Annotated in this window: 23 protein-coding genes and 1 tRNA gene; 10 read left to right on the forward strand and 14 right to left on the reverse strand. The window is 67.5% G+C overall.

Going from position 1 to position 25113, the window contains the following annotated elements; genetic code table 11:
* Positions 1–13: 13 nt before the first annotated feature.
* Positions 14–292, forward strand: coding sequence for an HPr family phosphocarrier protein (locus OC550_RS20285; protein WP_262107736.1), 279 nt, complete (start codon positions 14–16; stop codon positions 290–292).
* Between the two features lie 175 nt (positions 293–467).
* Here OC550_RS20285 and OC550_RS20290 read toward each other — a convergent pair whose 3' ends face one another.
* Positions 468–680 carry a hypothetical protein gene (locus OC550_RS20290; RefSeq protein WP_262107737.1) on the reverse strand — a complete coding sequence of 71 codons (213 nt, stop codon included), beginning with the start codon at positions 678–680 and terminating at the stop codon, positions 468–470.
* Positions 681–947: 267 nt separating this feature from the next.
* On the opposite strand from OC550_RS20290, the gene OC550_RS20295 reads away from it, so the two are divergent.
* Complete coding sequence (locus OC550_RS20295) at positions 948–1496, forward strand: hypothetical protein (RefSeq protein WP_262107738.1); 549 nt, start codon at positions 948–950, stop codon at positions 1494–1496.
* 30 nt (positions 1497–1526) lie between these two features.
* Here the strand turns inward: OC550_RS20295 and OC550_RS20300 are convergent, their stop codons facing one another.
* From OC550_RS20300 to OC550_RS20315, 4 genes are all read right to left on the reverse strand, one after another.
* The gene (locus tag OC550_RS20300) at positions 1527–1817 is read right to left on the reverse strand and encodes a GNAT family N-acetyltransferase (protein WP_262107739.1); all 291 of its coding nucleotides are present in this window, start codon (positions 1815–1817) and stop codon (positions 1527–1529) included.
* 47 nt (positions 1818–1864) lie between these two features.
* Positions 1865–3100, reverse strand: coding sequence for an endonuclease/exonuclease/phosphatase family protein (locus OC550_RS20305; RefSeq protein ID WP_262107740.1), 1236 nt, complete (start codon positions 3098–3100; stop codon positions 1865–1867).
* 77 nt (positions 3101–3177) lie between these two features.
* Positions 3178–4635, reverse strand: coding sequence for an amino acid permease (locus OC550_RS20310; protein WP_262107741.1), 1458 nt, complete (start codon positions 4633–4635; stop codon positions 3178–3180).
* Between the two features lie 13 nt (positions 4636–4648).
* Entirely contained in the window at positions 4649–8116 is a 3468-nt protein-coding gene (locus OC550_RS20315; protein ID WP_262107742.1) for a bifunctional proline dehydrogenase/L-glutamate gamma-semialdehyde dehydrogenase, read from the reverse strand.
* A gap of 125 nt (positions 8117–8241) precedes the next feature.
* Between OC550_RS20315 and OC550_RS20320 the strand changes: the two genes are divergently transcribed.
* The 3 genes from OC550_RS20320 to OC550_RS20330 all read left to right on the forward strand — a co-directional run bounded on the left by OC550_RS20320 (position 8242) and on the right by OC550_RS20330 (position 11424).
* Positions 8242–9138 (forward strand): LysR substrate-binding domain-containing protein, encoded by an 897-nt coding sequence (locus tag OC550_RS20320; RefSeq protein ID WP_262107743.1) that lies wholly within the window; start codon positions 8242–8244, stop codon positions 9136–9138.
* A gap of 280 nt (positions 9139–9418) precedes the next feature.
* Positions 9419–10087, forward strand: coding sequence for an ABC transporter ATP-binding protein (locus OC550_RS20325; protein ID WP_262107744.1), 669 nt, complete (start codon positions 9419–9421; stop codon positions 10085–10087).
* Complete coding sequence (locus OC550_RS20330) at positions 10084–11424, forward strand: FtsX-like permease family protein (protein ID WP_262107745.1); 1341 nt, start codon at positions 10084–10086, stop codon at positions 11422–11424. Before OC550_RS20325 ends, OC550_RS20330 begins: the two co-directional genes overlap by 4 nt.
* A gap of 44 nt (positions 11425–11468) precedes the next feature.
* Here OC550_RS20330 and thpD read toward each other — a convergent pair whose 3' ends face one another.
* From thpD to OC550_RS20355, 5 genes are all read right to left on the reverse strand, one after another.
* The gene (thpD, locus tag OC550_RS20335; RefSeq protein ID WP_262107746.1) at positions 11469–12419 is read right to left on the reverse strand and encodes an ectoine hydroxylase; all 951 of its coding nucleotides are present in this window, start codon (positions 12417–12419) and stop codon (positions 11469–11471) included.
* A 91-nt stretch (positions 12420–12510) separates the two neighbouring features.
* Entirely contained in the window at positions 12511–12906 is a 396-nt protein-coding gene (locus tag OC550_RS20340) for an ectoine synthase (protein ID WP_262107747.1), read from the reverse strand.
* A gap of 68 nt (positions 12907–12974) precedes the next feature.
* Positions 12975–14243, reverse strand: coding sequence for a diaminobutyrate--2-oxoglutarate transaminase (gene ectB / locus OC550_RS20345; RefSeq protein WP_262107788.1), 1269 nt, complete (start codon positions 14241–14243; stop codon positions 12975–12977).
* Between the two features lie 101 nt (positions 14244–14344).
* Positions 14345–14761 carry a diaminobutyrate acetyltransferase gene (gene ectA / locus OC550_RS20350; RefSeq protein WP_262107748.1) on the reverse strand — a complete coding sequence of 139 codons (417 nt, stop codon included), beginning with the start codon at positions 14759–14761 and terminating at the stop codon, positions 14345–14347.
* 366 nt (positions 14762–15127) lie between these two features.
* Positions 15128–15200 (reverse strand) — tRNA-Lys (locus OC550_RS20355).
* Between the two features lie 131 nt (positions 15201–15331).
* Here OC550_RS20355 and OC550_RS20360 point away from each other — a divergent pair.
* The 3 genes from OC550_RS20360 (at position 15332) to OC550_RS20370 (ending at position 17932) form a co-directional block, all read left to right on the forward strand.
* A complete protein-coding gene (locus OC550_RS20360; protein WP_262107749.1) occupies positions 15332–15979 on the forward strand; it encodes a hypothetical protein in 648 nt (215 codons plus the stop codon).
* Between the two features lie 375 nt (positions 15980–16354).
* Positions 16355–16918, forward strand: a complete 564-nt coding sequence (locus OC550_RS20365; RefSeq protein WP_262107750.1) for a nuclease PIN — start codon at positions 16355–16357, stop codon at positions 16916–16918.
* The gene (locus tag OC550_RS20370) at positions 16919–17932 is read left to right on the forward strand and encodes an inorganic phosphate transporter (protein ID WP_262107751.1); all 1014 of its coding nucleotides are present in this window, start codon (positions 16919–16921) and stop codon (positions 17930–17932) included. It abuts the gene before it with no gap.
* A 111-nt stretch (positions 17933–18043) separates the two neighbouring features.
* Here the strand turns inward: OC550_RS20370 and pstB are convergent, their stop codons facing one another.
* From pstB to pstS, 4 genes are all read right to left on the reverse strand, one after another.
* The gene (gene pstB / locus OC550_RS20375; protein WP_262107752.1) at positions 18044–18823 is read right to left on the reverse strand and encodes a phosphate ABC transporter ATP-binding protein PstB; all 780 of its coding nucleotides are present in this window, start codon (positions 18821–18823) and stop codon (positions 18044–18046) included.
* Between the two features lie 29 nt (positions 18824–18852).
* On the reverse strand, positions 18853–19965 hold the full coding sequence (gene pstA / locus OC550_RS20380; protein ID WP_262107753.1) for a phosphate ABC transporter permease PstA: 1113 nt from the start codon (positions 19963–19965) through the stop codon (positions 18853–18855).
* The gene (pstC, locus tag OC550_RS20385; RefSeq protein ID WP_262107754.1) at positions 19965–20894 is read right to left on the reverse strand and encodes a phosphate ABC transporter permease subunit PstC; all 930 of its coding nucleotides are present in this window, start codon (positions 20892–20894) and stop codon (positions 19965–19967) included. Before pstC ends, pstA begins: the two co-directional genes overlap by 1 nt.
* 150 nt (positions 20895–21044) lie before the next feature.
* Positions 21045–22160, reverse strand: coding sequence for a phosphate ABC transporter substrate-binding protein PstS (gene pstS, locus OC550_RS20390; RefSeq protein ID WP_262107755.1), 1116 nt, complete (start codon positions 22158–22160; stop codon positions 21045–21047).
* A gap of 272 nt (positions 22161–22432) precedes the next feature.
* On the opposite strand from pstS, the gene OC550_RS20395 reads away from it, so the two are divergent.
* Both OC550_RS20395 and radA read left to right on the forward strand, forming a co-directional pair.
* A complete protein-coding gene (locus tag OC550_RS20395) occupies positions 22433–23560 on the forward strand; it encodes an FUSC family protein (protein ID WP_262107756.1) in 1128 nt (375 codons plus the stop codon).
* A 31-nt stretch (positions 23561–23591) separates the two neighbouring features.
* A complete protein-coding gene (gene radA, locus OC550_RS20400; RefSeq protein ID WP_262107757.1) occupies positions 23592–25019 on the forward strand; it encodes a DNA repair protein RadA in 1428 nt (475 codons plus the stop codon).
* Positions 25020–25113: the final 94 nt, after the last annotated feature.

Raw genomic sequence — 25113 nt, forward strand, 5'->3', positions numbered from 1 at the left:
AAAGGAGACAACCATGCCCGAACGTATCGCTACCGTCGCCAGCCGGGTCGGCCTGCACGCCCGCCCCGCCGCCATCTTCGCCGAAGCCGCCGCCGAACAGCCCGTCGAGGTCACCATCGGCCTTGAGGGCACGCCGGCGGACGAGGCCCTGGATGCCTCGAGCATCCTGTCGCTGATGGGCCTGGGCGCCGAGTACGGCGCCAAGGTGGTCCTGCGCGCCGAGGGTGAGGGCGCTGCCGCAGCCCTCGAATCCCTCGCGCAGGTGCTCGAGACGGACCACGACGCCGAGTAGCGGCCGCCCGTCGTCAGCGCCGGACGCGCCGTGCCGGCCCGCTGGCAGCCGCAGCACAGACAGGGGCTCCCCTGGACCTTCCGGTCCAGGGGAGCCCCTGTCTAATAGGGAAGCCCGCGGATCAGGCGCGGGACCAGGCTGGCCGCGCCGCCAGCGGACGTCGCTACGGCCTGGGCTACCAGCGGACCTGCTTCTCGCCGCGGCCCTGGCGGCTGCTGGCGTGGGTCGGCTTGTGGCCGTTGCCGATGCTGTGCCAGCCGGGCAGGTCGCCCGGATTCTTGGCGGCGCGGGCCTCGTCGAGCCGCTTCTGCTGTTCGCTGCTCAGCTTGGCGGCCGCCGACGGGGCCAGATGGACGTGCAGGTCCTTGTTCTTATCAGCGGTGGTCATGGTTTCCTCCTGATCGTGAATGCTCTGCGGAGAAGGTGTCTGGTGCCGGCGCCAGTGACGGCGGAAGTCGGGTCGGTTCAGGCACGGAAGCGCGGGAACGACTCGCAAGGCACAGCCTCGGCAGGCGGGATTTTGAGCTGGCATCTGACGGGCATCGCGGCGGGGCGACACGCGGATTACTCGAAAATCAGTGTTCCCATGCGGGCAAGCCTAACAAGCGCGGACGGATTCGGATAGGTTGTGGGGACAAACCGAGAGGGGCGGCGAATGCCTGGCTTCGACGAGCGCTATGACCCGATCTACCAGCGCGGGCATCAGGGGCAGGCCCCCGGGACCGCGCAGTCCGCACGCGCCTCCGGCAACGGGCAGATCCGGAAGACCTCCGCATCCGGCTCCGGCCCGGCTTCCCAAGCCGTGCCGCGGCCGCCCGAGCATGCCCCGTTCGGCCGGCCGGACCACCCCGGCCGGCCGGCGGACCCCAGCCGCGACGGGCTCCATGAAGGCCCGGGAATTTCCGAGGTCGCGCCGGCCGGCGCCGCCGCGGAGGCCGGGGAACCTGCCGAATCCGTGGCGCGGAAAATCAACCCGTTCCTCCTGTCCCTCTGGCTTGTCGGCCTCGTCGCCCTCGGCCTGGGCATCTTCTCGGCGATGGTCCCGCTGGGCCTGATCGATACGGACCAGTTCGCTCCCGGCCCCGATCCGAGCGTGTGGCTGTTCATCCTGCCCACACTCTCCCCCGGCTTCCTCAGCGGGGGCTTCGCGTGCATCGGCCTGGCCCTCGGGCTGCACGCCCTGGCCTGGCAGCGGCGCCGCTGATCCGGCGCCCCTTCTCCGGCGCCCGCAGCCTCAGGGCCAGCGGACGCGCGTGGCCATCTCGGGATGCCGGCGCAGGTAACCCGCAATGTACGGGCAATGCGGCACGGCGGTCTTGTCCCGCCCTGCCACGTCGCTCAGGGCATACTCAGCGAGCTTGGCCGCCAGGCCTTCGCCCTCGAACTCGGCCCGGATGTCTGTGTGCTGGAAGGCGACCTCGCGCCCGCTCGCGTGGAAGACCGAGGCGCCCGCCAGCCTGCCGTCCACGTGGATCTCGTAGCGGCTCTGGGCGTCGTTGCGTGTCAGGGAGAAGCTCTCAACCATGCTTCGAGCTTCCCAGCGCCGGGCTGGCGGCGCAATGGCCGTCCGGCCTAGCCGCGCAGCTGCACATCGGCCCAGACCAGCCTGTGGTCGCTGGTGGGGAACGGGAACTCGCCGGTCAGCTCCGAGCCGGCTTCTCCCCGCTTGGGCCAAAAGACACCGGCGCCCCGCACCAGCAGGTTCTTCGACGGCAGCACGTAGTCGGCGCGCAGGTTGCCCGGCGCAGGGTCGTCGTTGAAGTCGGCGGTGTCGAAGCGCGGGTCGCCCAGGTGGCTGATGTTGGCTCCGCCCTGCAGCGCCGCCGCTTCTACAGCCCCCTGCGAGGCGGGCCTCGGGTCCTGGATGCGCGGGTGGTCCAGCAGCTGGTCGATCGCGCCCGGGTAGGAGTCTCCGTCCCGGGGGTCGGAGTTCTGGTCGCCCATGACCACGAAGCGCGAACCGGGCTTCAAGCCGCCCTGTGCCCCGCCGTCGTCGTAAATGTACGATGCCCGCGGCCCGCCTGCCGCATAATCCGCCCAGAAGCGGATCTCGTCATAATTGCGCTTCCCGTTCCTGTCCTCGGGCCCGTCGAAGGAGGGCGGCGTGGGGTGGCTGGCCAGCACGTGGACGGTCTTGTTTCCGACCTGCACCGGCACGTCCCAGTGCGACTTGCTGGAGAGCCGCAGCAGTTCCTGTGCCTGCGCAGAGTAGTAGTCCGTCGGCATCAGATTGCCCGGCATGTCCTTCCAGAGGAAGTTCTGGAAGGTGCGCACGTTGGCTGTGTCGATCGCGTACTTCGAGAGCACGACCATGCCGTACTGGCCCGGAAACAGCCCGAAGCCGAAGGCGTCGTCCCCGGTTCCGAGCACGCCGTCGTTGTTCAGGTCCACGCCCGTGTCGATGCCGGTGTTGGACGGCGCGGCGTAGGCGTACGAGTACTCCACCGGCGCCTGGGCGTTCTGGCTGACCTGCAGGTAGTTCTGCCGGAACAGGTCCACCGCCGCGTTGCCCTCGGCGTAGTCGAACTCGTTCAGCAGCAGGATGTCCGGGTTGTTCCGCTGGATGACCTCGGCGATGTTGCGGGCCTGCTGGTTGTCCGGCGTGGCCAGGTCGGCGAGCAGCTCGCCCTCTGCGCCGCGGTTGAGGCTGGCGTTGTAGGTGGCCATCCGGATCGTTTCCTGTTGCACGTTCCCAGTATGCGCCGCCGGCGGGGCCTGCTGCGGGGCGGCCTGGCCAGAGGGAACAACGACGGCGGACAGGGCTGCGGCGGCGAGCGCAGCCAGGAGCGGGGTCAGGATGCGGGTCATACGCCGAGCCTAGGCGCCGGCGGGAAAACGCATGGTGAATTCCCGCCGGACCACGGACCCTCCCGCCGCCGGACCGGTCAGCCGGGGCGGCCGGGCTTGAGCTGCTGGCGGCGGGGACTGTTCGGGTTCATCAGCGAATGCTTGTAGCCGTAGAAGAAGTAGATGAGCAGGCCGATAATCAGCCACACGCCGAACCGGAGCCAGGTTTCCCAGTGCAGCTGCAGCATCAGGAAAAACGAGGAGAGGACGCCGAAGGCCGGGACTACCGGCATCAGCGGCAGCCTGAAGGTCCGCGGCTCGTCCGGCCGGGTGTAGCGGAGCACGATCACGGCAACGCAGGTCACGACGAAGGCTGCGAGGATGCCGATGTTGGTCAGGTCCGCGACGGCCCGGATCGGGAAGACACCGGCGAGCAGAGCCGAGGCGATCCCGGCGATCCAGGTCACCCGCTGGGGAGTGCCGTGCTGGTCCGTGGCGGAGAACCAACGCGGCAGCAGCCCATCCCGGCTCATCGAGAACCAGACCCGGGTGACGCCGAGCAGGAAGGTCAGCATGACGGTCAGGATGGAGACCACGGCGAACGCCGAGATGATCGTGGCCACCACCGGCAGGCCGACATTCTGGAAGGCCGAGGCGAAGCCGGCCGTGGGGCTGATCTCCGTGTAGTTCTGCATGCCGGTCAGCACCAGCGTGGCCAGGACGTAGAGAATCATGGCGATCAGCAGGGAGAGCAGGATGGCCTTGGGCATGTGTTTTTTGCCGTCGACGGCCTCCTCCGCCGCTGTGCTCATCGCGTCGTAGCCGAAGACGGCGAAGAAGACGGTGGCGGCGCCGGCCAGGACCGGGCCGAAGCCCGAGGGCATGAACGGCGTGTAGTTGTCAGGGTTCACGAAGAAGAAGCCGAGCCCGATGATGAACAGGATCAGCAGCACCTTCACGCCAACCGCGACGAGTTCGAACCGGCCGAAGGTCTTGGTTCCGCGGCTGAGGATCCACGCGATGAGCAGGCAGACCAGAATGGCCGGCAGGTTGATGACGCCGCCCTCGATCGTGTCGGCGGTGCCCTGCATCCAGACCGGCACGTCGATACCGATCCCGCTCATGAACTCGGTGAAGTAGCCGGAAATGCCGATGGCCACCACCGCCACGATCGCGATGTATTCCAGCAGCAGGTCCCAGCCGATGAACCAGCCGATGATCTCGCCCAGGGCGACGTAGCCGTAGGTGTAGGCGGAGCCGGCCCGCGGGATCATGCCCGCGAATTCCGCGTAGGACAACGCGGCGGCGGCGCTGGCCAGTCCCGCGATCAGGAAGGAGATCAGCACCGCAGGCCCCACCGGTTCGGCCTCCCCTCCGCCGTTGGCCACCAGGCCGGCCAAGGTGAAGATGCCGATGCCGATGATGCCGCCGACACCAATCGCCGTCAGCTGCCACAGGCCCAGCGACCGGAACAGTCCGGTTTTGACGCTCTCGTCGTCGACTTCGTTCAGCGGCTTGCGCCGCATGATGGACTGGCTCAGATCACGTGTACTCATGGGGCTTCCTCTCCTAGATCAGCCCTACCGAAAGGGTGTTCGGCGTACCAAAGCGGTGCGCCGTGATGCTGACCGCCTGCTCATGCAGGAACGGCAACAGTTCCACTCGTCCGGCCTCGGTGACCGGATGGGGGTAGGCCGCCACGTCCGGCGAACCGCCAGCTGCTTCGGCGAGCGCGGACGGGTCCCCGCCGATAAGCCGGATCCGTCCGGGTCCCAGGCGCGGCACCCGCGCCAGCCACGCGGCGTCGTCCTCGACCACCACCTCGATGCCGCGGTCGATCAGCACCGCGCGCACTGCGGCGGGGAGGTCGACGGCGGTGGACACCTTCACGTCCGAGCCGGCCAGCAGCCCGGCGGCGAGCACGCGGACCAGCTTGGCGGGCCGCTCGGACTCCGACAGGCGGACGGTGACCGGCAGCGGCAGGTAGCGGAAGACGTTGCGCTCGGCGGCCACGCCCGAGACATCCTTCACCACCCCGAATTCTTCAGCCCAGGCCTCGGCGTCCGAGGACAGCGAGCGCGCCAGGAAGGCGGCCTCGTCCTCGTTCAGGAACCCCTGCGCCCCGGTGGCCGCGGCGAGAAGGTGGCGCACGCCGTCGTCCTTGATCTCTGCCGTAGCCCGGCTGGGCGCGGATTCCCACTCCCCCAGCCCGGCGAGATAGTTCGGGCCGCCGGCCTTGCTGCCCGCGCCCACGGCCGACTTCTTCCAGCCGCCGAAGGGCTGGCGCTGCACGATCGCCCCGGTGATGTGCCGGTTCACGTACAGGTTGCCGGCCTGGACATGGTCCAGCCAGTAGTCCAGCTCGTCGCGGTCCAGCGAGTGCAGGCCGGACGTCAGGCCGTAGTCGATCTCGTTCTGCATGGCCACGGCCTCCTCGAGGGTGTCCGCGGTCATCACGCCGAGGATCGGGCCGAAGAACTCGGTCAGGTGGTAGCGCGAGCCGCGGCGCACGCCGGTGCGGACTCCGGGGCTCCAGAGCTTGCCGGATTCGTCCAGCCGCTCCGGCTTCAGCAGCCAGTCCTCCCCCTCGCCGAGGTTGGTCAGCCCGTCCAGCAGCTTGCCGCTGGCCGGCTCGATGACCGGTCCCATCTGCGTGGCGGCGTCCTGCGGGTAGCCGACCGTCAACGACGTGACGGCGTCCACCAGCTGGTTTCGGAAGCGGCGGGACTGCGCCACGGAGCCGACCAGGATCACCAGCGAGGCGGCCGAGCATTTCTGGCCGGCGTGCCCGAAGGCGGAGTAGGCCACGTCCTTCGCCGCGAGGTCGAAGTCCGCGCTCGGCGTGACGATGATGGCGTTCTTGCCGGACGTCTCGGCCAGCAGCGGCAGATCCGGGCGGAAGGACCGGAAGAGCTCGGCGGTCTCGTAGCCTCCGGTCAGCACCACGCGGTCCACGCGCGGATCGGAGATCAGCTGCCGGCCCAGTTCCCGCTCGCCCAGCTGCACCAGCTGCAGCACCTCGCGCGGGACGCCGGCCTCCCACAGCGCCTCCACCATGACCGCGCCGGTCCGCTGCGCCGGCTTCGCCGGTTTAATGACGACGGCGGAGCCCGCCGCGAGCGCGGCCAGCGTGGATCCGGCGGGGATGGCGATGGGGAAGTTCCAGGGCGGGGTGACCACGGTGAGCCGCGACGGCACGTATATGGCCCCGTCCACCGTGTCGAGCCTGCGGGCCAGCTCGGCGTAGTAGTGCGCGAAGTCGATCGCCTCAGAGACCTCGGGGTCCGACTGGTCGAGGGTCTTGCCGGCCTCGGCCGCCGAGACCTCCATCAGGCGCGCCCGGTTGGCGGCGAGCGCGTCGCCGGCGCGGTGCAGGATCTCGGCACGCTCGGCGCCCGACAGCGCGCCCCACGCCTTGCCGTGCTCCACGGCGGTGGCGAGGACCCGCTCCAGCCCGGTCTCGTCCCGGATGGCGGCGGCCTCGATGGCCTCGACGCCCAAGGTGGAATCCGGGACCCGCTCGAGGATGCCGCGGCCCCATGCCCGGTTGGCCGGCAGGGACGGATCGGTGTCCGGGGTGTTGCGGAAGCCGTCGCGGGGAGCGGGCTCGACCGGTTCGTGCCGGTCCTGCCGGCGGTTGGGCGGCGGCACCGAGTCGTCGAGGTTCTCCAGCGAAGCCAGGAAACGCTGTTTCTCCCGCTCGAACAGCTGCTCGTTAGCGCTCAGCTCGAAGACCGCCGACATGAAGTTCTCCTGGCTGGCGCCCTCTTCCAGCCGGCGGATGAGGTAGGCGATGGCCACGTCGAACTCCTGCGGATGAACCACCGGGGTGTAGAGGAGCAGCGAGCCGACGTCCTTCTTCACGGCCTCGGCCTGGCCCTGGGCCATCCCCAGCAGCATCTCGAAGTCGATCCGGTCCGCCACGCCGCGGCGCTTCGCCAGCAGCCAGGCGAACGCCACGTCGAACAGGTTGTGCCCGGCGACGCCGATCCGTACGGCGTCAACGTGCTCGGGGCGCAGGGAGTAATTGAGCACCCGCTTGTAGTTGGTGTCCGAGTCCTGCTTGGTGCCCCACGTGGCCAGCGGCCAGTCATGCAGGGAGGCCTCCACCTGTTCCATCGGCAGGTTGGCGCCCTTGACCACGCGCACCTTGATCGGTGCGCCGCCGGCGGCCCGCCGGGCCCGGGCCCATTGGGTCAGCTCCATCATCGCGGCCAGCGCGTCCGGCAGGTAGGCCTGCAGCACGATGCCGGCTTCCAGGTTGTGGAACTCGGGGCGGTCCAGGATCCGGGTGAAGACCGCCATGGTCATGCCCAGGTCCTTGTATTCCTCCATATCGAGGTTGATGAACTTCGGCTGCGGCGACTGCGCGGCCTGCCGGTACAGCGGGGTCAGGCTTTCGACGACGTCCTCCACCGCCTCGTCGAAGGCCCACGGGGAATGCGGAGCCACGGTGGAGGAAACCTTGATCGAGACGTAGTCGACGTCGTCGCGGGCCAGCAGTTTGTGGGTGCCCTCGAGGCGGCGGGCGGCTTCGCGGCGGCCCAGCACGGCCTCGCCCAGCAGGTTGATGTTCAGCCGCACGTCGTCCCTGCGGATCTTGGCAATGGCCGGGCCGAGTCGGGCGTCCGTGGCGTCGACGATCAGGTGGCCGACCATTTCGCGCAGCACCCTCCGCGCCGCCGGAATAACCAGTTGCGGCAGCACGGGAGCCATCGCGCCGCCGAGCCGGACGGCGCCGCGCATGTACCAGGGGAGGAAGGCCGGGGCCTTGGGAGCCAGCGCGGCGAGGTTGCGGGCGGCCACCTTGAGGTCCTCCGGCCGGATCACGCCGTCGACGAATCCTACGGTGAACTCCAGTCCGTTGGGGTCCTTCAGCACCCCGGCCAGCTGCTTGGCCGCCGGGTCGACCGGCACCTTGGCCGCCTCGGTCAGCCAGCGGCGGACCAGCGCGATGGTCTCATCGGCGAGTTCGCCCGGAGTCTCTCCCGCCAGCGCATCCGTCTCCACGGAGGCCTCCTTCACAAGCTCTTTCATGCCAGCATGAACCCTTTGCAGTCGATTTGGGTAGGTCTTTCCTCAAGTATGGAAGCGGCGTTCAATTAGATAAAGTGATCTTTTCCGATCGATATGGATCGGATTCACCGAGGGATCGAGGAAGCATGCTGGACGTCCGCAGGCTACGGCTCCTGCGCGAGCTGAAAATTCGCGGCACCCTCGCAGAGGTCGCGGCCGCGCTCAACTTCAGTCCGTCGTCGGTCTCGCAGCAGCTGTCCCTGCTGGAGAAGGAAGCCGGCGTCGAGTTGCTGCGCAAGACGGGACGGCGCGTGCAGCTGACCCCGCAGGCCGAAATCCTGGTGACCCACACCGAGCAGCTGCTGCAGCGGCTGGAACGCGCCGAGACCGACCTGGCCGCGTCGCTGACCACCGTCACCGGCACCGTACGCGTGGCCGTCTTCCAGTCGGCTGCCCTGGCGCTGATGCCCCAGTCGCTCAGCGAGATGCGGGAGCGCCACCCGGAAGTGCGGATCGAAATGGTCCAGCGCGAACCCGAAACGGCGCTCTACGAGACGTGGGCGCGGGACTTCGACGTCGTCGTCGCCGAGCAGTATCCGGGCCATGCCGCACCCCACTATCCCGAGCTGGACCGGCAGCAGCTGACCACCGACGCCATCCGCCTCGCCGTCCCCGCGGAGGACGCCGGCCTGGGCGCCATCGGGTCGGTCGACGACGCCAAGCACCGGCCCTGGGTGATGGAACCGCACGGCGCCGCCTCCCGCCACTGGGCCGAGCAGGCCTGCCGCTCCGCCGGCTTCGAACCCGACGTCCGGTACGAGACCGCGGACCTCCAGGCGCAGATCCGCCTGGTCGAGTCCGGCAACGCCGTCGCCTTCATGCCGGACCTGCTCTGGACGGGGCGGGCGCACAGCTGCCGCCTGCTCGAACTGCCCACCAAGCCGCGGCGCACCATCTTCACCTCGGTCCGCCGCGCCAGCGCCCACCACCCCGCGATCAGCGCCTTCCGGGAGATCCTGGAGGGCGCCGCCGCCAGGATCTGACCGATCCTGACCGTCAGGCAGGATCAGCCGGCTCCACCCCGGGTATGAGCCCGGCGGGCCGGGTTTTCATCCCGGGGCCCGACGCGCCGCACCGCCGCCCCGGACAGGATGGAAGCATGAACTCCACCCGCACCGGCAGCACCGCTTCACGCCCGGCGCCGTCCGGCCCCGGCCCGTCAACGGCGCGCACCCCATCCCGGCACCCAGGGACCCCGCCGCCTCCGCCCGGGCACAGCACCCGTCCAACCGTCCCGGCCCGCCCATCCTGAGCGCCCGCGCGTTGACCAAGACGTACGGCAGCACCACCGCCCTGTCCGGCCTGACACTCAACATCCGGGCCGGCGAATCCGTGGCGATCATGGGCACCTCCGGCTCCGGCAAGACCACGCTGCTGCACTGCCTGGCCGGCATCGTCCTGCCGGACAGCGGCCAGGTCATGCTCAGTACCGCCACGGACAGCACGCAGATCAGCAGCCTGAACGAGTCGGCGCGCTCCCGCCTCCGCCGGGAGTCCTTCGGGTTCGTCTTCCAGCAGGGTCTGCTCATCCCGGAGCTGACCGCGCTGGAGAATGTGGCCATCGCGCTGATGCTCAACGGCATGGACCGGACGACGGCGGAGCAAGCGTCCGCGGGTTGGCTTCAGTCGCTGGGCCTCGTCGGCATGGAGCACCGCCGGATCGGAGAGCTGTCCGGCGGCCAGGCCCAGCGCGTGGCTATCGCCCGGGCCCAGGTCACGGGAGCGGGCGTGATCTTCGCCGACGAACCCACGGGCGCACTGGATTCGGCGACCTCGGCCGAGGTCATGCAGGTCCTGCTGGATTCCAGCACGGGCGCCGGCAAGACCCTGGTCGTCGTGACCCATGACGACGCCGTGGCGTCCCGTTGCACCCGCGTCGTCAGCTTGCAGGACGGCCGCCTGGTCGGCGATAGCGCCGGCGGTGCCCGATGAGCACCGCCGTCGTAAATCTCCGCTCCGCCGTCCGGCTGGCCTGGCTGCTGTCCCGTCCCGGAGCAACGGGAGGGTCCGCAGCGGCCCTGCCGGTCTTGGCCTTCGGGCTCGTCACCACGCTGCTGCTGACCGTGCTCGCCGGCGCCCTGTCCTTCTTCCGCTGGCAGGACCCCATCGCCGGCCTCTACCAGCTGCTGGCCGTGCTGGCGCTGGTGCTGCTGGTGCTGCCGCTGCTCACGCTCGGCGGCGCCTCGGCCCGGCTGTCCGCGCGGCGGCGCGACGACCGGCTGTCCGCCCTCCGCCTGCTCGGGGCCACGCCGTCGACCGTTGGCATCATCACCGTGCTCGAATCCACCGCCCTGGCGGCGGCCGGGGCGGTAGCCGGCGTGGCGGGCTATCTGCTGCTGGCGCCGCTGGTCCAGCTGATCGAGTTCCGCGGAGCGCCGATTGGCCCGGCCTTCTGGCTCAACCCGCTGGCGGTTGCCGCAGTTGCCGCCGCGGTGGTGCTGCTGGCCGCCGTGAGCGCTGCCGCTGGCCTCCGCAAGGTTGTCATCTCGCCGCTCGGCGTGCGCACCCGGCAGGCACCGGCCAAGGTGCACTGGCTCCGCGGCGTCCTCGGGGCGCTGGTGATCATCGCCGGATTCGCCGCCGTGAGCACGGGCTACGCTTCGGCTGCCATCGCCATCGCCGTGGTCCTGGGCACGTTCGTCGCCGGGCTCGGCGTGCTGAACCTGCTCGGTCCATGGGTGGTCTCCGTGCTGGGCCGCCGGCAGCTGCGCACGGCTTCGACGGCAGGGAAGCTCCTGGCGGCGCGGGCCATCCTGGAATCGCCGAAGGCTGCGTGGCGGCAGGTCAGTGGCGTCGCGATGACCAGTTTCGTGGCGGTTTTCGGCGGCACCGGAGCCGCGCTGGCAGCCGCGAGCCCGCAGGAGACCGTCGGCCCGGAGCAGTTCGTGGCGGGCGATATCCGCACCGGCATCCTGGTCACCATCATCGTTTCGTTCCTCATGGTGGCGTGCTCGGCCGGCGTGAACCAGGCCGCCGCGGTGCTGGACCGGGCCGACCTGTACAGCAGCCTGGACAAGCTGGGCATGCCGCGGCGCGTCATGGACCGAGCACGCATCCGCGCCGTGATGCTCCCGCTGCTGCTGGTAAGCCTGGGCTCCGCGGCGGTCGCGGCACTGCTGGTGCTGCCGCTGGCCGGCCTGGCCCTGGTCATGGCGCCGCTGTCCGTGCTGACCCTCGCGGCCTGCCTCGCGGCAGGGATCGGCGTCGTCCGCGGCGGCTTGTGGGCCACCGGGCCCGTCATGGCCAAGGTCCTCGAACCCGCCCGCTGACGACGCGAGCGGCGCCCCACGTACAGGGCGGGGCGCCGCCGTCGTTATGGTCCTGCCGGTCCGGGCGCAGCTTGCTTCACGCCGCTGGCCCCGGAACTACCCGCAGGGGTGAAGTCCGTGGACCCGATGAACTCCGGCCGGGGTGCGGCCGCTGCGTAGGGCTCCTGCGCCGCGTTCTCCACCGAGTTGAACACGATGAACACGTTCGAGCGGGGGAAGGGCGTGACGTTGCCGTTCGAGGCGTGCATGCAGTTCGAGTCGAACATGATGGCGCCGCCGGCCCTGCCCTCGAGCACGTCGATGCCGAAGCGGTCGGCGAACTCCGTCAGCGTGGCCTTGTCCGGTGTGCCGGCGCCCTGCATGACCAGGGACTTCTTGTAGTTGTCCTCCGGGGTGGCGCCGTCGCAGGAGACGTACTCCTTGTGGGAGCCGGGCATGATCATCAGCGGCCCGTTGAAGGAATAGTTGTCGGTCAGCGAGATCGAGATGCTGACCGCGCGCATCCCCGGCATGCCATCCTCTGCGTGCCAGGTCTCGAAGTCCGAGTGCCACATGAATTCCTTGCCCTCGAAGCCGGGCTTGAAGTTCACGCGGGACTGGTGGATGTACACGTCGGAGCCGAGCAACTGCCTGGCCCTGCCCACCACGCGGGGGTCGTTGGCGATGCGCTTGAAGACCTCGCTGATCTTGTGCACCTCGAAGACAGAGCGCACTTCCTGGCTCTTGGCCTCCACGATGCAGCGTTCGTCCGCGCGCACGGCAGGATCCGCGGAGAGCCGCTCCAGCTCCGCCCGCAGCTCCTCCAGCTCGGCCGGCGTGACCAGTTCGTCGATGGCCAGGTAGCCCGTCGCCTCGTAGTGGTCCAGGGTGGCCTGGTCCAGCGGTCCGTCCGCTTCGCCGCCCCAGACGACCTTGTCCTCGCGCGGAAGGACCCGGGCTTCGCCGCCGCGGGTGGGGTAGGTATCGATTCGGTTCTGTTCTGCGATTGCAGTCATGCGTCCCTCCTCGGGTGTTGTCGGTTTGTTTCCCGTAAGGAAAAAGCCCGGGCGGCTTGCGCCGTCCGGACTCTTCCTGGCTAGTGGGCCCTTAGGCCGGTTCTTCAACCACCAGCGGGTACACGCCGTTCTCATCGTGTACCTCCCGGCCGGTGACCGGCGGGTTGAAGACGCAGGCCATGCGCAGCTCGGTGGTGGCGCGCACGGTGTGCTTCTCGTTGCCGTCCAGCAGGTACATCGTGCCGTCCTTGATCTCATGGACTTCACCGGTGACCTCGTTGGTCAGGGTGCCCTCGCCCTGGACGCAGTACACGGCCTCGATGTGGTTGGCGTAGTGGAAGGTCGACGTGGTGCCCGCGTAGATCACGGTGTCGTGGAAGGAGAAACCCACTCCCTCGCGTGCCAGGACCATGCGGCGGCTGCGCCATGTCTCGGACTTGATATCCCGGTCGGTATCGTTCAGGTCATTCAGGTTGGTTACCAGCATGCATAACTCCTTGTTCCTCGATGCGGTCGGTTCGGTTGCGGGCCCCGGCGGGCCCGGCGGAAGGTCCCTTAGAGGGCTCCCGCAAGTTCACGGGTACCGGCGACGGCGTTGGTCGCCTCGATCAGGATGTCCAGTCCGCGGTCCAGCTCGTCCGCGCTGATGGTCAGCGCCGGCATCACCTTGACCACTTCGCTTTCCGGGCCCGAGGTCTCGACCAGCAGCCCGCGGTCGAAAGCGGCCGCGGCAATCTTGCCCGCGGTGTCCGGGTCGGGGAAGACGACGCCGGCCAGCAGCCCGCGGCCGCGCACGGCGGCACCTTCCACCGAGGAGGCGATGCGCTCCAGGCCCTCGTGCAGCTGCACGATTCGGGCGCCCACCTGCTGCTGGAACTTGCCGTCGGCCCAGTAGGTTTCGAGCGCGGCCGCGGCCGTGACGAAGGCGGGGTTGTGGCCGCGGAAGGTGCCGTTGTGCTCGCCCGGCGTCCAGGCATCCAGCTCGGGGCGGAAGAGCGTCAGCGCCATCGGCAGGCCGAAGCCGGAGATCGACTTGGACAGGCAGACGATGTCCGGCGTGATGCCGGCGCCCTCGAAGCTGAAGAACGTGCCGGTGCGGCCGCAGCCGGCCTGTACGTCATCGACGATCAGCAGGATGTCATGCTTCTTGCACAGCTCGGACAACCCGCGCAGCCAGGCCGCCCGGGCCGCGTTGAGGCCGCCCTCGCCCTGCACGGTTTCCACGATGATGCCGGCCGGCTTGTCCACGCCGGAACCGCTGTCCTCAAGGACGCGCTCCAGCCACAGGAAGTCTGCGGTTTCGCCGTCGAAGTAGTCGTCGTAGGGGATCTTCGAGCTGTTGGTCAGCGGAATCCCGGCACCCTTGCGCTTCATGGAGTTGCCCGTGACGGACAACGAACCCAGTGTCATGCCGTGGAAGGCATTGGTGAAGCTCAGGATGTGCTGGCGTCCGGTGATCTTGCGGGCCAGCTTCAGCGCCGCCTCCACGGTGTTGGTACCCGTGGGGCCGGGGAACATGACCTTGTAGTCCAGGTTCCTCGGCTTGAGGATGACGTCCTCAAAGGTCTGCAGGAACTTCCGCTTGGCCGGCGTCTTCATGTCCAGGGAGTGGACGATCGCCCCGCTGCGAAGGTACTCGAGCAGCGGTTCCAGCAGCGCCGGGTTGTTGTGGCCGTAGTTCAGCGCGCCGGCGCCGGAGAAGAAGTCCAGGTACTCGGCGCCGTCCTCGGTGTAGACCGTGCTGCCCTGGGCCCGTTCGAAAACGGCCGGCCAGCTGCGGCAATAGCTGCGAACCTCTGATTCACGTGTTTCAAAAATATCCATCATCAAACGCTTCCTTTCAGGTCGCCGCGGCGTTTCCAGAATTTGGCGCGGTAAATCGCCGCCGCGGATTGTTTAATCGAGCGTGTTAGTGGGAAAAGGGATTAATTGAGCGGGCCGATCCGGAACAGGAATTCGGTGTCGTGGGTATCCGGATACTGGTCCCGCGTGAACAGGGGCTCCCGTTCCAAGTCGGCACTCCGGCGCGCCGCGAAGCCAGTGAAGAGCCTGATTGACGCCTGATTGTCACCGGTAATCGTGGTCTCGACCCGTCGCGCGCCCGTCTGCCGGGCAAGCCGGTCCAGCATTGAGCCGGCCAGCCGCCTGCCGCGGAAGGACTCATCGACGGCGACCTGCCACACCATCAGCGTGCCGGGCTCGTCCGGCCGCAGGTACCCGGTGATGAAGCCTGCCGGCTGGTCGTCCACCGTCGCCAGGATCGACGTGTCGGCGAAATCACGGCACCAGAGCAGGTAGGAGTAGGAGGAATTCAAATCGAGCACCTGGGAATCCTTGGCCATGCGCCAAAGATGCTTTCCATCGTGCAGGGTTGGTTTGCGGAATCTTGCTTCTACACTCGTGTCGGTCAGGTTTTCTGCGAGTTCGTGAACCATCTATTCGACCGTATCGGGAATCGAATCGTAATCAAGCTGAGAACCCCGGATTTGACAGCTTCCGAAGCCCTTTGGGGCGGCCGACGCCCGATCCGCCCATTCCGGTTTTGGCCTTTGTTTGCGCGGCGATCCGGGAAACGACGACGCCGGGAATCGCGCGCGAAGCCATCGTTACCGTTTCGTTACATTTGCTATGTGACAGCCTTCGCCCGTGGCCCCGGACGCGTGAAAGCGCCACCACCGGGACGGTGTCCGGTGATGGCGCTTCGGGGGTGGGCCCTGCGGGGATCGAACCCGCGACCCGCGGATTAAAAGTCCGATGCTCTACCAACTGAGCTAAAGGCCCGCCGGCCGGGAAAAAGCGCGCTGGAAAGCGCACCCGGTTCCGGCCGTGCACCAGTTTATCGCAAGCCCGCGCCGATCCTGAACAGCCCCAATCCCCTCGACCGCACCAGAGGGCAGGAGTATGGTCAAGGCATGAGCCCCAACAGCGCAAATGAAGCCCCGAGGCCGCACAAGCCCAAGCCGTTTGCCCCGCTGGACTTCGAAGGATTCACCGGCGGCGCAGACCCCGCACGTGTCTCGGAAGCGGCCCATCTCGCGGCACAGGCACTGGTTCGCCACGGGCGCCAGTCGACCGACCCCGAGGTGACGGAGCGCTTGGTCAAGCTCGCGGACCGGCAGGGCCTGGACGCGATCGCCGAGATGTGGGCGGAGAGCCCGGCCCGGTCATTGCCAGGAGCCCTCTGGCGGCTCTACGCCCTGCGTACCGCCACCCGGCAGAACCCCGAACGCATGGCCGCCTTTTTCAAGGCAGGAAAGGACGTCGCCGAAGTCTCCAAGGCGGTGGCCGGTGTTGCCGAACCCCCTGGAGCCGACGAAGTGACCAAGATGGCGGACACCATCCTCTCCGGAGCATTCGACGGCGACTTCGACGTTGCCCTCGACCGCTCCGCTGCCTTCTGCCGTGTCGTGGCCCTCGGCCAGACTCATCACGCGGACGCCGCAGACACATCGAACGAGAACCACGCCAGCAAGCTGACCCAGAGCTCCCACCGGCTGGTCAAAACCGCCGAGGACCTGGAAGCCGCGGCCGCCGCCTGGCGCCGCGGAGAGCTGGACTGAACGGCCCGGGAGCCGGAACATGCCCCGCAGCGCGGGGCATGTTAGCCCTGCGATGGAACGTTTTCTACCCGGTTTGGCGAACTTTTTCCAGACATTCAACCACGGTTGACATCACTGTCCGGGCGTAGAAAACTGAAGGTGGTGTCGAACTGTGGCAGCCCCGGGCTCCAACTTTTAGCCGCTTCGAGCGGCCATCCGCCGAGAGGCGCTCCCAGTTCGGCACCATTATTCTTGTTCTCTCGCAGACGCTAGGCTTAGCTGTGCGGACTTTCCCCTGTCCGCCGAATTGTTCCCCTCTAGCTCGAGACCCCCGGTGAAACAGTGAAGCTCAGTCTCTTCCCGAAAGAGAACAAAAGCCTTGAAATGCTGGCCGACATGGCGGCCCTGTTCCGCGACGGCGTCACCACCCTTTCCGAATGCCTGGGAGCGCCTGCGGGCCAGTACGAGCAGTTGGCGGAGGACCTCCACCGCAAGGACGCGCGGATTTCGGAACTTCACTTTGCGATGCTCTCCCTCGTGCGGACCAGCTTCATCACGCCGCTGCCGCGCGAAGACCTCTGCCAGATCTCCCGCTGCCTGGTGGAGGGCTTCGAGAGGCTGGACTGCGCGGCCGAGCTGATGGCACTGAACCAGGTGAAGCGGCTTTCCGGACGTGCCTCTGAACAGCTTGAGGTGATTGGCCGGATGTCGGATCTCACCGCCTCAGCGATGGGACGACTGAGCTCGCTCAGTGATCTGGATGAATACTGCATGGACATGCTGCAGTTGGCACGCCGGGCCGAACGGACCCACCGGAAGTGGATCTCGGAGGACCTCCGGAACCTCAAACCGGCCACCTACGTGACCCACCGCGACGTCGCGGACGAACTGATCCACGCAACGCGCGAACTGCGCCGCATCTCGACACATGTCGCCCAGATCCTGGTCAAGGAATCGTAGGTGGAGCTGCTCCTTCTCGGGGTAGTCATCGCGGTCTCCGGCTGCTTCGCCTTCATCAACGGCTTCCATGACGTCTCCAACTCCATAGCCACGGCGGTACGGACCCGCTCGCTCCTGCCCCGGGTCGCCGTCGTTCTTGCCGCCTTCTTCAACTTCCTCGGCGTGCTGATGTCAGGCACCATCGCACTGCTCATCAGCACCCAATGGTTCAGCATTCCCGAGGGCAGCGCCGGCCTCGGCATCCTCATGGCCGGCCTGCTCGCAGCCTGCGGCTGGGGCATCTTCACGTGGTGGCGGCGCATGCCGTCCTCCTCGACCCACGCCCTGTTCGGCGGCCTGTGGGGGGCGGATTTCGCCGCAACGTTCCTGGGCCGCCCGAATGTCACGGCCTCCCACGATTTCCTCGCGGGACAGCTGTTCCTTCCGCTGCTGCTGTCCCCCGTGCTTGCCTTCGGGATCGCTTATCTGGCCGTATACCCGGCTGTCTGGATCTCGCGCTATGACACCCCCGTGGAATCGAACCGCACGAACCGCACAGCCCAGGCCGTCCTGGCCGGAGCCTTCTCACTGGGCCACGGCCTGCAGGACGGCCAACGCACCGTCGCGGTCGTGGTGCTGGCCCTGGGCGCCGCCGGTCTCGCCGGCAACAGCGCGGAGATACCCATGTGGGTGCAGCTGTTCGCCGGTACACTGCTCGCCACGGGCACGCTGTTCGGCGGCTGGAGGATCGTGCAAACCCTGGGCTACCGGCTGGTGCGCATCGACCCGCTCCGCGGCGCCATCGCGCAAGGCGTCAGCTCCATAATGCTCTTTGTGGGGGCCCTCGGATTGCACATGCCCCTCTCCAGCACCCACACGGTGGCCTCGGGGATCCTCGGAGCCGGGTCCAACCAGCGGTTCGCGGCGGTGCGCTGGCGGGTTGCCCTGCGGGTGCTGCTGGTCTGGGCGCTCACGGCCTTTGCCAGCGCCCTGCTCGGCGCCGTCCTCTTTCTGGCGCTCGATCCCCTCCTGTAGCCGGCAGCGGGCCCGGCGGCAGCGCCACCGGGCCCGTGCTGGCTAGTAAGTGCAGGGCGGCCGGGTCCCTACGTGGCGGCGCAGCCGACACGAAAGGGCCCGCCCTGCACGTTATCCGAAGCGGCCGGAGACGTAGTCTTCGGTGGACTTCTGGGCCGGGTTGTTGAAGATCGCCGTCGTGTCGTTGTACTCGATGAGCTTGCCGGGCTTGCCGGTGCCGGCGATGTTGAAGAACGCCGTCTTGTCCGACACACGCGCGGCCTGCTGCATGTTGTGGGTCACGATGACCACGGTGTACTCGGTCTTGAGTTCCTCGATGAGGTCCTCGATGGCAAGGGTGGAGATCGGGTCCAGCGCGGAGCAGGGCTCGTCCATCAGGATCACCTGCGGGGCGACCGCGATGGCACGGGCAATGCAAAGACGCTGCTGCTGGCCGCCGGAGAGACCGGATCCCGGCTTGTCCAGCCGGTCTTTGACCTCGTTCCAGAGGTTCGCGCCGGAGAGGGACTTCTCCACGAGGGCGTCCGCATCCGACTTGCTGATCCGCTTGTTGTTCAGCTTTACGCCGGCAAGCACGTTGTCGCGGATCGACATGGTCGGGAATGGGTTGGGCCGCTGGAACACCATTCCGATCTGGCTGCGCACGGCGACGGGGTCCACACCGGGACCGTAGAGATCCTCGCCGTCCAGCAGCACCTCCCCCTCCACCCGGGCACCGGGCAGGACTTCGTGCATGCGGTTCAGCGTGCGCAGGAACGTCGACTTGCCGCAGCCGGAGGGCCCGATGAAGGCCGTGACGGACTTCGCCTCGATGTTGATGTTGACGCCTTCTACGGCCAGGAAGTTTCCGTAGTAGACGTTCAGGTCGTTGACGTCGATACGTTTCGACATGGCTTTCCTTCTCTAGTACTGGGGGCGGCTTAGCGGCCGGTCTTGGGGGCGAAGATGCGTGCGATCACACGTGCCGCCAGGTTCAGCAGCATGACGATGACGATCAGCAGCAAGGCCGCTGCCCATGCACGCTGCAGGCTGGGCTCCACGTTGGTGGGCGAGGTGGGGTTCATCAGCTGCCGGTAGATGAACGTCGGCAGCGTGGTCATCCAGCCAGAGAACACGTTCCAGTTGATGCTGTTGACGAACCCGGCGGTGACCAGAATTGGAGCGGTCTCGCCAATCACCCGGGCGATGGCCAAGGTGACGCCGGAGGCGATACCGGAAATCGCCGTCGGCACGACAACCTTCAGGATAGTCCGCCATTTGCGCACACCCAGGGCATAGGAGGCCTCGCGCAGTTCGTTGGGCACGATCTTGAGCATTTCCTCGGTGGAGCGCACTACCACAGGAATCATCAGCACCGACAGGGCCACGGCGGCCACGAAGCCGGTACGGGTCGAGGGCCCGAAGATCAGGCCGAAGAACGCGGCGGCGAACAGGCCGGCGACAATCGACGGAATGCCGGTCATGACGTCGACGAAGAACGTGATCCCCCGGGACAGCGCGCCGCCCTTGCTGTACTCGACCAGGTACACCGCGGTCAGCAGGCCAACCGGAACCGAGATGACGGTAGCCCAGAAGGTGATCAAGACAGTCCCGACAATGGCGTGGTACGCACCGCCGAGGACCTCCGTGCCGTTGGCGACGGTCTCGTTGTCCACGACGCCGGTCATGCCGTTCATGGAAGTGAAGAGGAAGTTCGAGGTCAGGCCCGGAATCCCCTTCTCCAGCACGGTCCAGATTACCGAAATCAACGGCAGCACCGCGATGATGAAGGCGGCCGTGATCAGGCTTGTGGCCAGATGGTCAGCGGCCTTGCGCCTGCCTTCGACAGCCAGGGTCACGACGTAGCTGGCGATCACGAAGAGCACCGCCGAGAACAGGGCCCATGTGACCACGTGGAAGCCGGCCAGCGAAGACAGCGCGGCGCCGACGATCACCGATCCTGCGAGCACGGCCCATAGGGCCCAGCCCGGAAGCTGGTTCTTCGTCAGGGTCTTCTTGCGCAGTGGCGACTGGGTTGATGTGGTGTGCGACATTAGTTTGCCCCCGAGAATTCTTTGTGGCGGCTGATGATCCAGCGGGCGACCATGTTCACGGCGAGCGTGATGAGGAACAGCACCAGACCGGCGGCAATGAGTTCCGCCAGGCGCAGGCCGAAGGCCTCGGGGAAGTTCAGTGCGATTTCAGCAGCGATGGTCTGGTTGCCGCTCTTGATCAGGCTCGCCATCAACGCACCGCCGGAGAGCACCATGGCAACGGCCATGGTTTCACCCAGCGCGCGGCCGAGGCCAAGCATGACGGCGCTGATAACGCCGGGACGTGCGAACGGGAAGACAGCCATCCGGATCATCTCCCAGCGCGTGGCGCCCATGGCGAGTGCCGCTTCCTCGTGGAGTTTCGGAGTCTGCAGGAAGATTTCGCGGCTCAGCGACGTGATGATGGGAAGGATCATCACGGAGAGCACGATGCCCGCGGTGAGCATGGTCTTTCCCGTCTGGCTCGCGGGGCCTTCGAAGATCGGGATCCAGCCGGCGTTCTCCGCCAGCCACTCGTACACCGGCACCAAGGCCGGGGCCAGGACCGTCATACCCCACGCACCGTAGACAACCGAGGGAATGGCCGCGAGCAGGTCGACCACGTAGCCGAGGCTCTGGGACAGCCGGCGGGGTGCGTAATGCGAAATAAACAGCGCGACGCCGACGCCGACCGGTGTGGCAATCAGCAATGCTATCGCGGCGGCGATCAGCGTGCCTACGACAATGGGCCAGATGTAGGCCCCGAAGCCGTTGCCGCCGGTGATGTCCGCCGGGTCCGCAGAGAACGTGGGCAGCGCCTGCCAGAGCAGGAATGCCGCGACGCAGAACAGGACAAAGAGGATGAGGCAGCCGGCGAACAGGGCAAGGCCGGAGAAGACCTTATCTCCTGCGCGGCCTTTGCTGCCGACCTCCGTCAATGTGTTGGACACTTCACAACCCTTCGGACTCCTGGTTCTTCTTTGCGGTCAGTCGTTTGTCAGTCTTCACTCTATTGTGATCTCGGGCAATGTCTGCCGTTGAACACAAGGAGGCCCCGCTCGTCAAAGACCGACGGCGGGGCTCCCCGGTATTGCGGGATGCTACGAGGCCACCTTGATGGAGTCGATAGCGGTCTGTGCCTGCTCGCGGAGGTTGTCCGAGATCGGCGCGCTGCCGGCGGAATCCGCAGCAGCCTGCTGGCCGTCTTCGCTGATCACGTACTCGCCGAAGGCCTTGACCAGGTCGACAGTTTCCTGCGAGTCGTAGGAGGAGCAGAAGATGTGGTAGGAAACCAGCACGATCGGGTAGGCACCGGACTCGGTGGTGTCGCGCTTGAGGTCCAGCGACATGTCGACGTCGCCGCGGCCCTCAACCGGCGTGGCGGCCTCGACAGCCTTGGCGGCGGCCTCCGGGCTGTAGCCCACGAACTCTTCGCCGACCTTGACCTTGACAGTACCCAGATCGCCGACAGCCGAAGCGTCAGCATAGGTGATCGCACCGTCGGTGGAGCTGGCGGCAGAGACGACGCCGGAAGTGCCCTGGGCATTCTCGGCAACGATCGCAGCAGGCCAGTCGCCGGACACTTCATCGGTCCAGACATCGGGAGCGGCAGCCGACAGGTACTCAACGAAGTTCTCGGTAGTGCCGGATTCGTCAGCGCGGTGGACCACGGTGATCGGGGTATCCGGCAGTTCCACGCCCTCGTTCAGGGCCGCGATGGCTTCGTCGTTCCAGTTTTTGATCTCGCCGCGGAAGATCTTGGCGATGGTCTCGGCATCCAGGTTCAGCTCGTCGACGCCCTCGAGGTTGAAGGCAACCGCAATCGGGGAAACGTAGGACGGGATGTGGAATGCGCCCTCAGGCCCGCAGACTTCCTTGGCCTTCTCGAACTCTTCTTCATCCATGTAGGCGTCCGAGCCAGCGAACTGGACGCCGCCGGCAAGGAAGTTGTCGCGGCCGGCGCCGGAGCCGTCGGGGGAGTACTGCACATTTGCTTCGGGGTTCTGCTTGGTGAAGCCGGCGCTCCATGCCTGCATGGCGGAATCCTGGGAAGAGGCACCTGCACCGGAGAGGGTGCCGGAGACGCCTGCGCCGGCGGAGGCACTGCCGGCCGGCTGCTCGCCGCCACCGGTGGCGTTGTCGGACCCGCAGGCAGTCAGAGCCAGGGCTGCTACGGAAAGAACGGCGGCCACACGGCCGACACGGAAAGCCTTCACTATCTTGTGTCCTTTTTAGGTTGGCAAACGAGATCGAACGAGGGCGCGGCCTTGGCCGGGTCACTTCGCACTCACTCGAGGCTAAGAGGATCAGGTAACGAGATTGACGGGTCAAAATGAACGGAAGGTGAACAAGCGGGGACCATTTGTCGACACTGGCCGCGATGCAGTTGATTTTGTGAAGCGACTCATACTATGGGGCCCGCTTCATCAGCTTCTCCCCGGATTCCGCGCCGCATCGGGCTTCGAATCCTGACATCTAGACTGGTGCCATGAGTACCGGCACCCCAGTCACGAAAGCCAGTACTTTTTTTCGCAACCGTGCCCGGACAGGCTTCCGGCGCAGCCGGGCCTCATTCCTTGCCGCCGTGCGGATCACCGTCTGCGCGGTCACCGCCTATGTCATCGCCGAACGGATCCTTGGCCACCAGGGCCCACTGTTCGCCGCGACCTCGGCCGTCGTCGCCCTCGGATTCTCCTCTGGACCACGGCTACGCAAGGTGCTGGAAGTGGCAATCGGCTGCACGCTCGGAATTGCGGTAGGTGATTTGCTCCTCCATTTCCTTGGGGCAGGAATCTGGCAGGCCGCCGTCGTACTCCTGATTTCCATCCTGCTGGCCCGCTTCCTGGACAGCGGGTCCATTTTCTCCACCCAGTTGGCCATGCAGTCTGTGCTGGTGGTGCTGCTGCCTGCGCCGGAGGGCGGGCCGTTTACCCGCAGCCTCGATGCAATCGTCGGCGGTTCCCTCGCGTTGATTGCCACCATGCTCATTCCCGGGGATCCGCGCTCCGAGCCGCGCACCAAATTGCAGCGGCTGCTGGGCGAACTGGCCGGCGTCCTGCGCGAGTGCTCGGACGCGCTGGGCAAGAGCGATTCGACCATTGCCTGGCACGCGCTGGTCCGTGCCCGCGGCAGCCAGAAGCTTGTCGACGAGGTGCGCTCCACTTTTGTCGGCGCCCATGAAGTGGCACGGATCTCCCCGGCCTACCGGCGCCATCGTGCCGAAGTCGTGGACCTGCAGCACGCAGCCGAGATGACCGACCTCGCCATGCGGAACAGCCGGGTGTTCTCCCGCCGGCTCACCTCGACGATCAACCACGCGGCCATGAGCGACGAGGCGATCGCCAACTTGTCCGAGGTGCTGCAGGATGCAGCGGAGGCGGTGGAGATTCTCGCCACCGGGCTATCAGACTCGGACAGCCGTGCCCGCGAACGACGGTTGGAGAACGCGCGGGACGAATTGGCGTCGATCGCCGGCCGACTGCACCCCAAGGACCTCGGCGTGCAGACCATGGAGGGCGAAGCGCTGGTCGTGGTGTTCCGGCCGCTGATGGTCGACCTGCTCGAGGCGACCGGTCTGTCCCACGAGGACGCCGCCGACGCCCTGCCCCGGCTCTGAATTGTCAGAGGGCTCCGTTAGCCTGAATCCCATGAGTTCGAAGACCGGCCGCACCAAGGCCCCCGGCTACCGCTGTGCCGAATGCGGCTGGACCACCGCCAAGTGGGTGGGACGCTGCGGCGAATGCCAGTCGTGGGGGACGGTCGAAGAAGCGGGCCAGGTCACGGCCCGCACTACCGCTGCGGCGACGGTAGCCAAGCCGGCCCAGCAGATCAGCGACGTGGACGCCTCCGCGGCAGCCTTCAAGGCCACCGGCGTGGGCGAACTGGACCGGGTGCTGGGCGGCGGGCTGGTCCCGGGTGCCGTCATCCTGCTGGCTGGAGAGCCGGGCGTGGGCAAATCCACGCTGCTGCTGGACGTGGCCGCACGCGTCGCCGGATCCGCCCGGGACGTCCTCTACGTCACCGGCGAGGAATCCGCCGCGCAGGTGAAGCTGCGGGCCGAACGGATCGGCGCGGTCGCGGACGGGCTGTACCTGACCGCGGAGACGGACCTCGGCATTGCCCTCGGCCAGATCGAGCGGGTGCAGCCCTCGCTGCTCATTGTGGACTCCGTCCAGACCCTGGCCAGTTCCGAGGTGGAAGGCGCGGCCGGAGGAGTCACCCAGGTCCGTGAGGTGGCGGCGTCGCTGATCAACGCCGCCAAGAGCCGCGGGATGACGACGATCCTGGTCGGCCACGTCACCAAGGACGGCTCGATCGCCGGACCCCGCCTGCTTGAACACCTGGTGGACGTCGTGTGCCAGTTCGAGGGGGACCGGCATTCGCGGCTCCGGCTGCTGCGCGCGGTAAAGAACCGGTACGGACCCACGGACGAGGTGGGCTGCTTCGACCTGACCGAGGAGGGCATCGAGAGCCTGGCGGATCCGAGCGGGCTGTTCCTTTCGATGGTCTCCGAGCCGGTCTCCGGAACCTGCATCACGGTCGCCTTGGAGGGCCGGCGCCCGCTGGTCGCCGAGGTCCAGGCGCTGCTGGCGGAGACCGCCAACGCCCAGCCGCGCCGCACCACCAGCGGCCTGGACTCGTCGCGGGTGGCCATGATGATGGCCGTGCTGCAGCGGAGGGCCGCAATGTCGCTGCACCGTGATGACAGCTACGTGGCCACGGTGGGCGGCGTCAAGCTCACCGAGCCGGCCACGGATCTGGCCACTGCACTGGCCATCGCGTCGGCCAAGAGCAACAAGCCGCTGCCCAAGGGCCTGATCGCCTTCGGCGAGATCGGCCTTGCCGGGGAAGTCCGCCCCGTTCCCGGCATCGGCCGCCGGATCCAGGAAGCGGGCCGGCTCGGGTTCACCCACGCCGTGGTGCCGGCCTCCCACGGCGGAGCTGGCAAGCTGCCGGAAGGCTTCAGGATCAAGGAGGTACAGACCGTCGCCGAAGCCCTGGACCTGCTCTTCGGCAACGGTGCTGCGGCGTCCAATATCACGCGCCTTCCGATCGCCAGCCGCGCGGCGGAGTAGCCGCGCCGGCCGCGGCAACGGGGCCTCCGTCTGCCGCTCTCGCGGGCCGAAGACGGACCCGACACAGCGCGCCACCGTTGTGCGCCCTATTATG

Source organism: Arthrobacter sp. Marseille-P9274, assembly GCF_946892675.1.
Lineage (GTDB): Bacteria > Actinomycetota > Actinomycetes > Actinomycetales > Micrococcaceae > Crystallibacter.